At 44.4% G+C, this 13,946-nt stretch carries 16 protein-coding genes; all 16 read left to right on the top strand.

Annotated elements, in window-relative coordinates; genetic code table 11:
- Complete coding sequence (locus tag E4T82_RS13040) at positions 1 to 792, top strand: TPM domain-containing protein (RefSeq protein ID WP_135182579.1); 792 nt, start codon at positions 1 to 3, stop codon at positions 790 to 792.
- 17 nt (positions 793 to 809) lie between these two features.
- Entirely contained in the window at positions 810 to 1,388 is a 579-nt protein-coding gene (locus tag E4T82_RS09405; RefSeq protein ID WP_135182578.1) for a LemA family protein, read from the top strand.
- Positions 1,389 to 1,519: 131 nt separating this feature from the next.
- Complete coding sequence (gene rpiA, locus E4T82_RS09400; RefSeq protein WP_135182577.1) at positions 1,520 to 2,194, top strand: ribose-5-phosphate isomerase RpiA; 675 nt, start codon at positions 1,520 to 1,522, stop codon at positions 2,192 to 2,194.
- Between the two features lie 170 nt (positions 2,195 to 2,364).
- Complete coding sequence (locus tag E4T82_RS09395) at positions 2,365 to 3,072, top strand: HD domain-containing protein (protein ID WP_135182617.1); 708 nt, start codon at positions 2,365 to 2,367, stop codon at positions 3,070 to 3,072.
- 134 nt (positions 3,073 to 3,206) lie between these two features.
- Positions 3,207 to 4,418, top strand: coding sequence for a phosphopentomutase (locus E4T82_RS09390; RefSeq protein WP_135182576.1), 1,212 nt, complete (start codon positions 3,207 to 3,209; stop codon positions 4,416 to 4,418).
- A gap of 1 nt (position 4,419) precedes the next feature.
- Positions 4,420 to 4,938 carry a ClbS/DfsB family four-helix bundle protein gene (locus E4T82_RS09385; RefSeq protein WP_135182575.1) on the top strand — a complete coding sequence of 173 codons (519 nt, stop codon included), beginning with the start codon at positions 4,420 to 4,422 and terminating at the stop codon, positions 4,936 to 4,938.
- 21 nt (positions 4,939 to 4,959) lie between these two features.
- Complete coding sequence (locus E4T82_RS09380) at positions 4,960 to 5,520, top strand: GTP pyrophosphokinase (protein ID WP_135182574.1); 561 nt, start codon at positions 4,960 to 4,962, stop codon at positions 5,518 to 5,520.
- A 17-nt stretch (positions 5,521 to 5,537) separates the two neighbouring features.
- Positions 5,538 to 6,347: a purine-nucleoside phosphorylase gene (locus tag E4T82_RS09375; RefSeq protein ID WP_135182573.1), complete on the top strand. Its 810-nt coding sequence runs from the start codon at positions 5,538 to 5,540 to the stop codon at positions 6,345 to 6,347.
- 12 nt (positions 6,348 to 6,359) lie between these two features.
- Positions 6,360 to 7,070, top strand: a complete 711-nt coding sequence (gene deoD / locus E4T82_RS09370) for a purine-nucleoside phosphorylase (RefSeq protein ID WP_135182572.1) — start codon at positions 6,360 to 6,362, stop codon at positions 7,068 to 7,070.
- A 166-nt stretch (positions 7,071 to 7,236) separates the two neighbouring features.
- The gene (locus tag E4T82_RS09365; RefSeq protein WP_135182571.1) at positions 7,237 to 9,501 is read left to right on the top strand and encodes a glycogen/starch/alpha-glucan phosphorylase; all 2,265 of its coding nucleotides are present in this window, start codon (positions 7,237 to 7,239) and stop codon (positions 9,499 to 9,501) included.
- 165 nt (positions 9,502 to 9,666) lie between these two features.
- Positions 9,667 to 10,806 carry a radical SAM family heme chaperone HemW gene (gene hemW, locus E4T82_RS09360; protein ID WP_135182570.1) on the top strand — a complete coding sequence of 380 codons (1,140 nt, stop codon included), beginning with the start codon at positions 9,667 to 9,669 and terminating at the stop codon, positions 10,804 to 10,806.
- Complete coding sequence (locus E4T82_RS09355; protein ID WP_135182569.1) at positions 10,806 to 11,549, top strand: acyl-ACP thioesterase domain-containing protein; 744 nt, start codon at positions 10,806 to 10,808, stop codon at positions 11,547 to 11,549. The genes hemW and E4T82_RS09355 overlap by 1 nt, the downstream gene beginning before the upstream one ends.
- The gene (locus E4T82_RS09350; RefSeq protein ID WP_135182568.1) at positions 11,533 to 12,153 is read left to right on the top strand and encodes an NUDIX hydrolase N-terminal domain-containing protein; all 621 of its coding nucleotides are present in this window, start codon (positions 11,533 to 11,535) and stop codon (positions 12,151 to 12,153) included. The genes E4T82_RS09355 and E4T82_RS09350 overlap by 17 nt, the downstream gene beginning before the upstream one ends.
- 9 nt (positions 12,154 to 12,162) lie before the next feature.
- The gene (locus E4T82_RS09345) at positions 12,163 to 12,936 is read left to right on the top strand and encodes a TIGR01457 family HAD-type hydrolase (RefSeq protein ID WP_135182567.1); all 774 of its coding nucleotides are present in this window, start codon (positions 12,163 to 12,165) and stop codon (positions 12,934 to 12,936) included.
- Positions 12,926 to 13,555, top strand: a complete 630-nt coding sequence (locus E4T82_RS09340; protein WP_135182566.1) for a TIGR01906 family membrane protein — start codon at positions 12,926 to 12,928, stop codon at positions 13,553 to 13,555. The genes E4T82_RS09345 and E4T82_RS09340 overlap by 11 nt, the downstream gene beginning before the upstream one ends.
- A gap of 116 nt (positions 13,556 to 13,671) precedes the next feature.
- A partial coding sequence (locus tag E4T82_RS09335) for a transposase family protein (protein WP_135182565.1) occupies positions 13,672 to 13,946 on the top strand: 275 nt, incomplete at its 3' end.

The following is a 13,946-nucleotide window of genomic DNA, read 5'->3' as shown; positions in this document are numbered from 1 at the left end:
ATGAAGGAAGGTTTACGATGGATTGTCGGACTTTTGTTGGTCCCTCTGATGCTACTGATGGTCAGCGCTCCTGTTTCTGCTCAAGTCCCTGACAGACCGCGGGACTCAACGGTGCTAGACGAGACCAATTCCCTGTCGCAAGACACGATTCAAGCCATTAATAGTGAGAATCGATCATGGAAATCAACGAGTGAACAGCTCCAAGTCGGGGTGTACCTGACGACTCAACTGTCAGACGATATTGAATCCTTGGCAAATGAAGTCTTTCGAAAATGGCAGGTCGGCTTTGCAGGCACCAATAATGGGGTGCTCGTGATTATTGCTTTGGAAGACCGCAAGTTTCGGATAGAGACATCAGATAATGCCGCAACAGTGCTGACCGATGTCGAATCAAGGCGCATCTTAGAGGACGCGCGTAGCTTCTTCCGAGAGGGAGATTACGACGGTGGTGTCCGCTATATTGTGGATGCGATAGGTGATCGCTTCTATGGCACCGATCGAGCCCAAGTACGCATGGAGGAGTTTGAAGAAGAACATGGAAACGATGAACCAATCTACTTCCTTCTCCCCCCGCTCATTGTTGTCATTGTGATGGTCATCTTGTCAAAAGGTGGCGGTCGTGGTGGTAGAGGAGGCCGAGGCGGTGGTCGTGATGCCCTGTTATGGCTCCTGCTCAATAGTTCTACTAGTTCCAACAACACTCATTCGCATTCCTCAGGATCCTCAGGATTCGGTGGTGGCGGTTGGTCTGGTGGCGGTGGAGGAGGCGGAGGAGCCTCATCTGGTTGGTAGGAAAGAAAGGAAAAGATATGAATAAAAAATTACTCTATATTGTAATACCTGTTTTAGCGATTGTTCTTATCGCGATGGGAGCCATTGGTCAATACAATGGTCTTGTTGATAGCTATGCTGAGGTTGAAAATGCCCAGTCTAATGTGGATACACAGTTGCAACGACGCTATGACTTGATTCCAAACGTTGTCGCTTCTGTGAAAGGCGCTATGGAGCATGAGACAGAAGTCTTTACAGCTATTGCTGATGCGCGGGCCAAAATCGGATCTAGCAAGCAAGGATCTGCCGAATACAACGAGGGGCAAAGCCAACTGGATTCAGCAGTCTCTCGTCTCTTAGTCTTGACAGAAAATTATCCGCAACTCAATTCCAACCAACAAGTCTCTGACTTGATTACAGAGCTTGAAGGCACAGAAAATCGCCTCTTGGTTGCTCGTAAGGATTACAATACCATTGCGACAGCCTACAATAAAAAAATCAAACGGTTCCCAACAAACATCTACGCAGGAATCTTCGGCTATGAAAAAGTTGACTTGTTTCAAGCCACATCTGACGCTGCAACAACTGTTCCAAGTGTCAATTTGAAGGATAAATAGGAACATCAGGCACCTCTCTCTAGTGATAGCAGAGGGTGTTTTTTTGACCTGCCAAAATGCGATTTTCATTTCCAATACGGATAGTAAAATGGTATACTGTAAGGGAAAACGTTTTAAAAAGGAGTATGGTCATGGTAAATTTGAAAGAACAAGTGGGACTGAAAGCTGCTGAGTTTGTAAAAGATGGCATGATTGTTGGTCTTGGAACAGGATCGACAGCCTACTATTTTGTTCAAGAGTTGGGGCGTCGCGTCCAAGAAGAAGGACTATCCATCGTTGGGGTGACGACGTCCAATGCGACATCGGAGCATGCAGCCGCTCTAGGAATTCCCTTAAAATCTATCGATGAAGTGCCGTATGTGGATGTCACCGTGGATGGTGCTGATGAGGTGGATGCGGCCTTCAATGGCATTAAAGGTGGTGGGGCAGCTCTCCTCATGGAAAAGATTGTTGCGGTGAACAGCAAGGATTGTATCTGGATTGTCGATGAATCAAAGGTTGTGGAAACCCTAGGTGCCTTTAAATTACCAGTTGAAGTTGTTCAATATGGGGCAGAGAATTTATTTAGAGTGTTTGAAGAAAAAGGCTATCGTCCAAGTTTCCGTATGAAAGATGGCGAAAAACTCGTGACCGATATGAAAAACTATATTATTGACTTAGACTTAAGAGAAATTCCAGATGCCGATGCCTTGGCGAATGAATTAGACCATACAGTAGGAGTTGTAGAACACGGTCTCTTTATCCAGCGGGTGTCCAAAGTCATTGTGGGCTATCCAGATGGTCCACGCTTCCTTGAAAAACGATGAGATGCCAAATAGAAGTGAGAGTACGATTATCCAAAGGTGATATTACTCTTACTTCTATTTTTAGATTGACATCAAAAAGTAAACGCAATACAATGGTATTACTAAAAGAGGAAACGATGGCTACAATTACTCCTAAGGTATCCGAAAAGGACAAAGTGTTTCTACAGGCAATGGCAAAGTTTGAAAATGTGATTTTGGCCTTTGAGATTGGCCATAGAAGAGGGGTTAGGGTGAGAAAAAATGAGATTTTAGAGGCCGCAGAACAATATGTCCAAGCAGAAATGGGTCAGGATAGCAGTGGGCACGATTATTGGCATGCAGTACGCGTTAGCAATACAGCTAAGCATCTAGCTGAATTGGAGAGTGGAGATACGTTCATTTGTCAATTAGCAGCATTACTTCATGATGTGGCGGATGAAAAGTTCCATTCCTCTCACGAGGCAGGTTTGGAGAAAATTTCTCAGTGGATGATTGAGCAGGGGGTGAAAGAAAATAATCGCTTGCATGTTCTAGAGATTGTTGCAACCATGTCTTTTAAAGGTGGAAGAGGAACTGTTCCAGTCAGTTTAGAGGGGAAGATTGTTCAAGATTCTGATCGACTCGATGCTATTGGAGCGATTGGAATTGCGCGTGTGATGTGCTATTCCGGCTATAGCAAACGTCCCATTCATAATCCAAACCTTGTACCGCGAGAATCGATGGCCCTTGAAGAGTACCGAGATGGTAAATCCAGTGCCATCATCCATTTTTATGAAAAACTTTTGCTTTTAAAAGATCAAATGAATACCCAAGGAGCAAGAAAAATGGCGCAAAACCGTCATGATTTTATGGAAACCTATCTTGAGCAGTTTTACCAAGAATGGAGTGGGAAACGATAAATTGTAGATTGGACGATAGCTATATCATCAACTTATGAAAAACGATGAGATGTATGAAACGCTTTGCCTAGAAATGACTAGGAAAGCGTTTTTGTGTTATAATAGAAATGATTATTCATTTAAAGGAGAAAGAAATGGCAAGATTTAAACGCATGCACGTTGTTGTATTAGATTCAGTAGGAATTGGTGCTGCGCCTGACGCAGATCAGTTTTTCAATGCAGGCGAGCCAGACACAACGTCCGACACCTTGGGACACATCTCAGAAACCGCAGGTTTGACAGTACCAAATATGGTCAAAATCGGTCTGGGAAATATTGAACGCGACACACCGCTCAAAACGGTTGCTGCTGAAGAAAATCCGACAGGCTATGTGACAAAATTAGAAGAGGTATCACGCGGAAAAGATACCATGACAGGCCACTGGGAAATCATGGGGCTCAACATCACAGACCCGTTTGATACTTTCTGGGACGGATTTCCAGAAGAGCTTCTTCAAAAAATCGAAGCATTTTCAGGTCGGAAAATCATTCGTGAGGCTAACAAACCGTATTCTGGGACAGCCGTCATTGATGACTTAGGCCCACGTCAAATGGAAACAGGCGAGTTAATCGTCTATACTTCTGCGGACCCTGTGCTACAAATCGCAGCGCACGAAGAGGTGATTCCGCTAGAAGAACTCTATAAAATCTGTGAATACGCGCGTTCCATCACCCTTGAGCGTCCATCTTTATTGGGGCGTATCATTGCGCGTCCATACGTAGGAACTCCGGGCAATTTCTCACGTACTTCCAACCGTCATGACTATGCCGTTTCTCCATTTGCTCCAACTGTACTTGATAACTTGAAAGCAGCAGGAATTGACACCTACGGAGTTGGAAAAATCAATGACATTTTCAACAGCGCAGGCATTTCTCATGATATGGGACACAATAAGTCCAACAACCACGGTGTGGACAACTTTATCAAGGTCTTGCAAAATCAAGACTTTACAGAAGGGCTTTCGTTCACTAATTTAGTAGACTTTGATGCGGTGTACGGACACCGTCGTGACACCGAAGGCTACCGCGATTGCTTGGAAGAATTTGATGCGCGCTTGCCAGAAATCATCGACAATATGCGTGAAGACGACGTGCTCATGATTACCGCAGACCATGGAAATGACCCGACCTATGTCGGAACAGACCATACACGTGAGTATGTGCCATTGCTCATCTTTGGAAAATCCCTCAAAGGTGCTGGTCACATCCCTGTAGGACATTTTGCGGATATTTCAGCGACTATTGCAGAGAACTTTGGCGTTGAAAAGAGCCAGATTGGAGAAAGTTTCTTAGATAAGTTGGTATAAGATGAGAGAATATGAATCCAAGGAAGCCCTCATAGCAGAAATAGAGAAGAAAGCAGCCCTTTTTATTGGGGAATTTTCGGCGATTTCTGAACAGGATAAGGACCTGCTCCTAGATGGAGTGGACCGAAGTCCAGCGCAGATGATTGCCTATCAATTAGGCTGGCTGAAACTCGTGCAAGGCTGGGAGCGAGATGAGCAGGCAGGGCGTCTGGTCATAACACCCCATCCCGATTTCAAGTGGAATCAGCTGGGCGGACTCTATCAGGCATTTGATGAAGAGGTGGTAGACTTTTCTTTGCCCGATTTGATAGTGCAGTTTCAAGAGCAAGTTTGCGCGATGGTTCAGCAAGTGAACCGCTACACCAATGAGGAGCTCTTTTGCCCTAATCAGCGCAAATGGGCTAGCTCAACGCCCAGCAAGTGGCCTGTTTGGAAATGGATTCATATCAATACCGTTGCCCCCTTTACCAGCTTTCGAACAAAGATTCGGAAGTGGAAGAAGGTGCATGCAACACGTTAAGAAACACAATAGGGTGGTCCTATGATTGAAAAAGTAGAGCGCTTGATTGCTGAAATCAATCGCATTCATCATCTATATTCAAAAGACTATTTTGAAACAGGGAAAGTGGAAAAAGTCAATATTTATCATAGCTTTAGTAAAGTGCCGATTGAACATATCTTGTCCTATCGTCTGAATTTGCATGAATCGATTAATGACTATTTGTATCGTGCAGATGTAAAAGACATTCATTATTTTTATCGTGTCAAAACGACGGAAAGTATTCTCTATAAGATTGATTCCTATAAAAAAAGAGATACGAAATATCCTGTCAATAATATTTTAAATGATATTTTTGGCGCGCGAATGATTCTGTCATCAGAAGAGGTTCGGGAGATTTTGGATCGTTTGGATGATTGGAAAGAAATGTATGGTTTAAAAAATTGGTATATCAGAGATAGGGAGGGCTATGTAGGTATTCATATCTACTTTAAAAATCAGAGCAATTTTTACTATCCCTGGGAACTACAGATTTGGGATGAGAAGGACGCAGAAACAAATATTGAAAGTCACAGACTGTATAAACGCAGTTTTGTGAAGTAAGAAGGAGAATAGAAAAGATGTCACTAATTGAAAAAATACAAGAAACAAAGGGCTTTTTGGAAGCAAGAGGCTTCACAGCGCCAGAATTTGGCTTGATTTTGGGCTCGGGCTTAGGAGAATTAGCAGATGAAGTGGAAAATGCCATTGTCATCGATTATGCTGATATTCCAAACTGGGGGCAATCAACAGTCGTTGGTCACGCTGGGAAATTGGTCTATGGAGACTTGGCTGGTAAGAAAGTTTTAGCTCTTCAAGGACGTTTCCACTATTATGAAGGGAATCCGATGGAAGTCGTGACCTTCCCCGTTCGTGTGATGAAGGCTCTTGGATGCCACAGCATCATCGTGACCAATGCAGCAGGAGGAATTGGCTACGGTCCAGGAACCTTGATGATGATTAACGACCATATCAACATGATTGGCACCAATCCACTCATTGGTGAAAACTTGGATGAATTTGGACCACGTTTCCCAGATATGTCAGATGCTTACAGTAAGGACTACCGTAGCAAGGCCAAAGAAATTGCAGATAGCATTGGGGTTAAGGTTGAAGAAGGGGTCTATCTCGGTGTGTCTGGTCCAACCTACGAAACACCAGCAGAAATCCGTGCTTACCAAACCATGGGAGCATCTGCAGTCGGTATGTCAACAGTACCAGAAGTGATTGTAGCGGTGCATTCAGGCATGAAGGTACTAGGAATTTCAGCTATTACCAACTACGCAGCTGGTTTCCAAAGCTCACTCAATCATGAAGAAGTGGTGGAAGTAACCACTCGTATCAAAGAAGATTTCAAGGGCTTGGTCAAAGCAATCTTGGCAGGATTATAAGAGGAGAAAACAATGTCAATTCATATTGGAGCAAAAGTCGGCGAGATTGCGGACAAGATTTTACTACCGGGTGACCCCTTGCGGGCAAAATACATCGCAGAAAACTTTTTAGAAGATGCGGTGCTGTTCAACGAAATCCGTGGCATGTATGGCTATACAGGAGCCTATAAAGGAGAGCGGGTCAGCGTCATGGGAACGGGTATGGGAATGCCTTCCATTTCGATCTATGCGCGTGAGTTGATTGTGGACTATGGAGTGAAACGCCTGATTCGTGTGGGAACAGCAGGTTCGCTCAATCCTAATGTTCACGTGCGTGAATTGGTCTTGGCACAGGCCGCAGCGACCAACTCAAATATCATCAGAAACGATTGGCCGATGTATGACTTCCCACAGATTGCAAGCTTTAATCTGCTGGACAAGGCCTACCATATTGCCAAGGACTTGGGCATGACCACGCATGTCGGATCTGTCTTGTCGTCTGATGTCTTTTACTCAAACTTCTATGAGCAAAATGTGAAATTGGGCACCATGGGGGTTCACGCCGTTGAGATGGAAGCGGCAGCCCTCTACTACCTAGCAGCTCAACACGGTGTTGAAGCACTTGGTATCATGACCATTTCAGACAGCTTGGTCAACCCAGACGAGGATACGACAGCAGAAGAACGCCAAACAACCTTTACCGACATGATGAGGGTGGGACTAGAAACCCTGATTTCAAAATAAATCGGAAGAAGATTTGCACCCTACGGGGTGTGAATTTTTTTTGGCGAGGTTCTTGCCTTTTTTGATAAAATGTAGTATAATATTATTAGAAAACGTTTCCAAAAAAAACGGAAAACTTGCATATTTATTTCTAAGTAAAAATGAAAACAAGAGGAGTTACTAGAACATGATTAATTTACAAAATTTTGTTCAAACCATGTATGCCAAACGAATCGAGGATTGCTCTGATCAAGAGTTGTACTATGCCTTGCTTGCATTTACGAAACAGCGCAGTGAAGCCAAGTGTACCAACGACCAGAAGAAGAAGGTCTACTACATTTCAGCCGAATTTTTGATTGGAAAACTCTTGTCCAATAATCTCATCAATTTAGGTCTGTATGACGAAGTCAAGCACCAGCTAGCAGAAGCAGGAAAAGACTTGATTGCCATTGAAGAAGTGGAAATGGAGCCGTCGCTCGGAAATGGTGGCTTGGGCCGTCTTGCAGCCTGCTTCCTTGATTCGATTGCCAGTCTTGGCTTGAATGGGGACGGTGTTGGTCTCAACTATCACTTCGGACTTTTCCGTCAGCTCTTCCAATACCACCAACAGTCAGCCGTGCCAAATGAGTGGATTACACCGCGTTCTTGGTTGACAGAGTCTCCGATTTCCTACCAAGTACCGTTTGCGCATTTTACCTTGACCTCAAAACTCTATGATATTGATGTGCCGGGCTATAAGACCGAAAAGAAAAATCGTCTGCGTCTCTTTGACTTGGCCTCTGTTGATGACAATATCATCGATGACGGTATTGACTTTGACATGGATGACATTTTCCGCAATCTGACCCTTTTCCTCTATCCTGATGATTCTACTGATCAAGGAAAAATCTTGCGGATTTTCCAGCAGTATTTCATGGTATCAAATGCTGCGCAACTCTTGATTGACGAAGCGATTGCTAAGGGGTCTAATTTGCATGACTTGGCAGACTATGCTGTTGTACAAATCAACGATACACATCCGTCATTGGTCATTCCAGAATTGATTCGTCTCTTGGAACTCCGTGGTATCTCCTTTGATGAGGCAGTTGAGATTGTAAGGAGCATGACAGCCTATACCAACCATACCATCTTATCAGAAGCCTTGGAAAAATGGCCACTTGACTTCTTGAACAAGGTTGTACCGCACTTGGTGCCATTTATCGAGGAATTGGACCGCCGTGCCAAAGCGATTGAGGACAATCCAGCGGTCAATATCATCGATGAACACGGTCGTGTCCACATGGCTCACATGGACATTCATTATGGTTATTCGATCAATGGTGTGGCAGCTCTTCATACGGAGATTTTGAAATCATCAGAGCTCAGGGCCTTCTATGACTTGTACCCTGATAAATTCAACAATAAGACCAACGGGATTACCTTCCGTCGCTGGCTCATGCATGCCAACCCACGTTTGGCGCACTATTTGGATGACTTGATTGGTCGTGATTACCACCGTCGTGCAGAAGCTTTGGAAGACTTGTTGGCCTATAAGGATGATGCAGGCTTTAAACAGGAATTAGAAAACATCAAACGCCACAACAAGCGGAAATTGCAACGCCATATTGCCCAAACGCAAGGAGTAGAGGTCAATCCAGACTCAATCTTTGATGTACAAATTAAGCGGATGCACGAGTACAAACGTCAACAGATGAATGTTTTGTACGTGATTCATAAGTATTTGGCTATCAAGGCGGGGAATATCCCAGCTCGGCCATTGACTGTTTTCTTCGGTGGAAAAGCAGCGCCAGCCTATACCATTGCCCAAGATATTATTCACTTGATTTTGGTCTTGTCGCAGGTGATTCAGCATGACCCTGAGGTGAGCCCGCACTTGCAATTGGTCATGATTGAAAACTACAATGTGACGGAAGCGAGCTTCATCATTCCAGCTGCTGATATTTCAGAGCAAATTTCTCTGGCTTCAAAAGAAGCATCTGGTACAGGAAATATGAAATTCATGCTCAATGGTGCCTTGACTATCGGTACCGATGACGGGGCCAATGTGGAAATTCATGATCTGGTAGGAGATGAGAATATTTATATCTTTGGTCAAGACAGCCAGACGGTGATTGATCACTATGCTCATGGTAGCTACCATCCACACAGCTTCTATGAAAAAGAAGCGATCCGCCCGCTGATTGACTTTATCACGAGCGATTTGGTGCGTCAATTTGGAGGAATCGATGAGCGCTTGTGGAGACTGCAAGACAATCTCAAGCACAATGACCACTTTATGACCCTGCTTGACTTGGAAGAATACATTGCAACCAAGGAACGCATGCTAGCAGACTATGAAGACCGCGATGCTTGGCTTGAAAAAGTCATTGTCAACATTGCCAAAGCCGGATTCTTCTCAAGCGACCGCACAATTGAGCAGTACAACGAAGACATTTGGCATTTGGAGGAATAAAAAGGTCCGGTGGACCTTTTTATCTTGCGCTCAAGAAATGCTAGAAGTGCAATAAGTGAGTGCTATGTTATAAGAGGAGGAGAAGAACAGAAGTTGCTTTCTGTCTCACTCCCTTTTTCATGCCCTCGTTCTGACGAAAAGGTGGGAGTGTGGTATAATAACTTCATGACAAAAAGACCGACTTCAGCCTATGTTCATATTCCTTTTTGTACCCAGATTTGCTACTATTGTGACTTTTCAAAGGTGTTTATCAAGAACCAGCCTGTTGATGACTATCTAGCGGCTCTGATGGAGGAGGTGCGGTTCTATGACTTGCCTCCGTTGAAAACACTCTATATCGGTGGCGGGACACCTTCAGCCTTATCGGCTGTACAATTGGATTACTTGCTGACCAATCTGGAAGAGCTACTTGATCTCTCCCAAATAGAAGAATTTACAATTGAGGCCAATCCTGGAGATTTGACGGAAGATAAAATTGCTGTTCTGGAAAAATCTAAGTGTAATCGGGTCTCGCTTGGTGTCCAGACCTTTGATGATCGCATGCTCAAGAAAATCGGTCGTTCTCACAATCAGGCACAGATTTATGAAACGATTAGCGCCTTAAAGGCTGCGAATTTCGATAATATTTCGATCGATTTGATCTATGCCCTACCTGGTCAGACTATGGCGCAGGTCAAAGATAATGTGGCGCGTGCTCTAGCGCTTGATATTCCTCATCTGAGCCTGTATAGCTTGATTTTGGAGAATCATACGGTCTTCATGAATCGGCAGCGCCGTGGCCACCTACACCTGCCTACCGAAGATGTCGAATCGGACATGTTCGAGTATATTCTGCAAGAATTGGAAAAAAATGGTTTTGACCATTATGAGATTTCCAATTTTACCAAGCCGGGCTTTGAAAGTAGGCACAATCTCATGTACTGGGATAATGCGGAATATTTTGGGCTGGGAGCAGGAGCTTCTGGCTATCTAGGCGGTATGCGCTATCGCAATCGGGGACCCATTCAACATTATCTAAAATCCATTCGGGAAAAAGGTCATGCAAGGCTTCACGAAGAGCAACTATCGCAGGCAGAGCAAATGGAAGAAGAACTGTTTTTGGGATTGCGGAAGAAAACAGGCGTTTTGATTGCTCGTTTTGAGGAAAAATTTGCAACATCCTTTAAAGAGCGCTATGGTCATGTGGTGGCAGAGTTGAAGAATGAGGGTCTCCTTCAGGAAGAAAATGGCTTTATCCGAATGACTAAGAAAGGGCTCTTTCTCGGAGACACAGTTGCAGAACGATTTATCATAGGAGAGGAATAATGGGACTACGTTATCAGGAAACACTCACGCTACCGTTTGATATGGTAGATGTCAAGCAAGAATTAAAAATTCCAGGATTTTTAGCGTATTGCTTAGCCTTATCTGGTCGCCAATCGGATCTTCTAGGGCGCGGGGATAAGGAAATCTTTGAGCAGTATGGCCTTGTCTGGGTGGTGACAGATTATGAGGTGGACATCACCCGCCTGCCGCGCTATCAGGAAACGGTCACGATTGAGACAGAAGCGATTTCTTACAATAAGTTTTTCTGCTATCGGACCTTTCATATTTATGATGAAGCAGGGGAGTTGCTCATCAAGATTTTAGCCTACTTTGTCCTGATTGATTTTGAGACCAGAAAGGTCAGCCCAGTTCCAGAGGAATTGATTGCGCCTTACCAATCTGAAAGGGTCAAAAAAGTAGCGCGGGCTCCCAAATATGGCACCTTAGAAGAAGCTGTTGAAGAAGAACAAGAGGTGCGGTATTTTGATATTGACCTCAATGGACATGTCAATAATAGCAAGTATCTGGAATGGATGTACGAGAGTTTGGAATATGAATTTCTCATCACTCACCGACCAACTTATTTCCAACTCAAGTATATCAAGGAGGTGGCACCAGAAGCGCTTGTAACGACCAAGGTCGTAGTGGAAAATGGTGTCAGTCAGCATGAAATCTGGTCTAACGGCCAGCTCAATGCCCAAGGAATGATTAAATGGGGAAGTCGAGATGACAGCAAACAATAATTGGCTCAAGTGGGCTGTTCGCCTGCAGGCCTTGGCGCAGACGGGTCTTGCCTATGGTAAGGATGTCTATGATATAGAACGATTTGAAGAAATTCGCCAGATAGCAGCAGAAATGTTAGTAGAGCCGTCGGGCTTACCGCTAGAGCAAGTAGAAGAATTGTTTTGTAACGAAACAGGCTATCAGACCCCAAAACTCGATACCCGCGCAGCCATTATCCAAGACAAAAAAATCCTCTTGGTTCAGGAAAATGATGGCTTGTGGTCCTTGCCTGGAGGCTGGTGTGATGTCGATTGCTCGGCCATGGAAAATGTGGTCAAGGAAGTGCGAGAAGAATCTGGGCTTGAAGTCGAAGTGTTGCGCCTGGTTGCCATTTTGGACAAGGCAAAGAGCAATCCTAGCAGGTCTGCCCACCATGTGACCAAGGTCTTTTACCTATGCCGAGCGCTCGGTGGGGCATTTCAAGCCAATTCAGAGACGGTTGCGAGCGCCTATTTCGCCTTGGAGGACTTGCCTGCCCTGTCCGTTGGGAAAAATACAGCAGAACAGATAGCCCTCTGCTTTGAAGCGCATCAGGCAGAGCACTGGGAAGCACGATTTGAATGAGGAGATGAGATGAGTTATAAAGGATATTTAATTGATTTGGATGGGACCATTTACAAGGGAAAGGACCGCATTCCAGCAGGGGAACGCTTTGTTCATGCCTTGCAGGAGCGGAAGCTCCCCTATCTCTTTGTGACGAATAATACTACCCGCAGACCAGAAGCCGTTCAGACCATGTTGCAGGAGCAGTTTAACATCGACACCCCGCTTGAGACCATTTATACTGCCAGTCTTGCGACCGTTGATTATATGAATCAGCTGGGCAAGGCAAAGACAGCTTATGTGATTGGAGAAGAGGGGCTGAAATCAGCGATTCTTGAAGCAGGCTATGTGGAAGAAACGGACAATCCTGCCTATGTCGTGGTCGGACTTGATACCGATTTAACCTATGAAAAATTGACCATTGCGACCCTAGCGATTCAAAAAGGCGCGGTCTTTATTGGGACCAATCCTGATTTGAATATCCCAACTGAACGAGGACTCCTGCCAGGAGCAGGCTCTTTGATTGCCTTGCTAGAAGCAGCGACGCGGGTTAATGCAACCTTTATCGGCAAACCTCAAGCCATTATCATGGACAATGCTCTGGCCATTTTGGGGACTGAGCGGAGCGAGACCCTCATGGTTGGGGATAATTATTTGACAGACATTCGGGCAGGAATTGACAATGATTTTCCAACGCTTCTTGTCTTAACAGGCTTCACCAAGCCTGAAGAGGTGGCGACACTCCCAGTAGCACCGACCCATGTGCTGAATAGCCTAGATGAATGGAGCTTCGATGAAAACTAAATTCTCAGTAGTTATGAGCCTCCTCTTTCTTTTAGCAGCGGCCATTGTGGCAACGATTTATGGCGCGTGGCTTTTCTATCCTCTAGAAATCAAGTGGTTGAGATTGGAACAAGTCGTTTACATGAAGAGTGCAGCTATCAGCTATAATTTCAATATCCTCCTGCGCTATCTGACCCTACCGTGGGAGCAGACGCTCTCTATGCCAAATTTTCCCTCATCAGCAGACGGCCTACACCATTTTCAGCAAGTCAAGTGGCTCTTTCACCTTGCTCAAGCTGCTGTGTTGGTAAGTCTGCCGGGCTTTCTATCTTTTTGGAAACATGTTGTGAAAAAAGGATACGGGAACTTGTATCGTCCTGTTTTTGTGACGGCCGCAGTCTTGCCAGTTCTGACTGGTATCTTTGGTGTTATCATTGGGTTTGACAGTTTTTTTACCCTCTTTCATCAGATTCTCTTTGTAGGGGATAGTAGCTGGCTCTTTAACCCCAATACTGATCCCGTAATCTACATCTTACCAGCTGAATTTTTCCTACACTCTTTCCTGCTCTTTTTCGTCTTATATGAAGGCCTGTGCCTCGGAATGGTCTTTTGGTGTCAGTCCAAAAGAAAGGCGCGGTAAATCCTGAGAAAACAATTTCACACGTCAAACGCATGAAGAAAAGATAGTTTTCAGAAAACTATTTACATAGTGACAAAATCAATCAAAGTAGTAAACTAGAGAAAGTGATAACTACGATGATTGATTTTCTTGTTTCACTAGAAGCCCAAAGTGAAGAATTAGATAAACACCAACCGTGGAAAGTTCGTTATTCCCTATCTACCATTTTGTTTCTTGTTTTTGTTAGTCAGCTGGCAGGTATTGAAACTTGGAAAGAAATGGAATATTTTATTGAGATGAATGAATCCCTTCTTGGACAATATGTTGATTTGAGTGATGGATGTCCTTCTCATGATACGTTAGAAGGTGTAGTGAGTATGCTTAACCCTCAATTTTTAACGGAGTTAAAAGT

Source organism: Streptococcus cuniculi (genome assembly GCF_004570575.1).
Classification (GTDB): Bacteria; Bacillota; Bacilli; order Lactobacillales; family Streptococcaceae; genus Streptococcus; species Streptococcus cuniculi_A.
This window is presented reverse-complemented; position numbering and strand designations above follow the sequence as displayed.

Bases quoted from the DNA above. Each gene is read 5' to 3' on its own strand.
- E4T82_RS09405 (WP_135182578.1), top strand. From the start codon at position 810: ATGAATAAAAAATTACTCTATATTGTAATACCTGTTTTAGCGATTGTT.
- E4T82_RS09395 (WP_135182617.1), top strand. From the start codon at position 2,365: ATGGCAAAGTTTGAAAATGTGATTTTGGCCTTTGAGATTGGCCATAGA.
- E4T82_RS09350 (WP_135182568.1), top strand. From the start codon at position 11,533: ATGACAGCAAACAATAATTGGCTCAAGTGGGCTGTTCGCCTGCAGGCC.
- E4T82_RS09365 (WP_135182571.1), top strand. From the start codon at position 7,237: ATGATTAATTTACAAAATTTTGTTCAAACCATGTATGCCAAACGAATC.
- E4T82_RS09385 (WP_135182575.1), top strand. From the start codon at position 4,420: ATGAGAGAATATGAATCCAAGGAAGCCCTCATAGCAGAAATAGAGAAG.
- rpiA (WP_135182577.1), top strand. From the start codon at position 1,520: ATGGTAAATTTGAAAGAACAAGTGGGACTGAAAGCTGCTGAGTTTGTA.
- E4T82_RS13040 (WP_135182579.1), top strand. From the start codon at position 1: ATGAAGGAAGGTTTACGATGGATTGTCGGACTTTTGTTGGTCCCTCTG.
- hemW (WP_135182570.1), top strand. From the start codon at position 9,667: ATGACAAAAAGACCGACTTCAGCCTATGTTCATATTCCTTTTTGTACC.
- E4T82_RS09375 (WP_135182573.1), top strand. From the start codon at position 5,538: ATGTCACTAATTGAAAAAATACAAGAAACAAAGGGCTTTTTGGAAGCA.
- E4T82_RS09355 (WP_135182569.1), top strand. From the start codon at position 10,806: ATGGGACTACGTTATCAGGAAACACTCACGCTACCGTTTGATATGGTA.
- deoD (WP_135182572.1), top strand. From the start codon at position 6,360: ATGTCAATTCATATTGGAGCAAAAGTCGGCGAGATTGCGGACAAGATT.
- E4T82_RS09380 (WP_135182574.1), top strand. From the start codon at position 4,960: ATGATTGAAAAAGTAGAGCGCTTGATTGCTGAAATCAATCGCATTCAT.
- E4T82_RS09345 (WP_135182567.1), top strand. From the start codon at position 12,163: ATGAGTTATAAAGGATATTTAATTGATTTGGATGGGACCATTTACAAG.
- E4T82_RS09390 (WP_135182576.1), top strand. From the start codon at position 3,207: ATGGCAAGATTTAAACGCATGCACGTTGTTGTATTAGATTCAGTAGGA.
- E4T82_RS09340 (WP_135182566.1), top strand. From the start codon at position 12,926: ATGAAAACTAAATTCTCAGTAGTTATGAGCCTCCTCTTTCTTTTAGCA.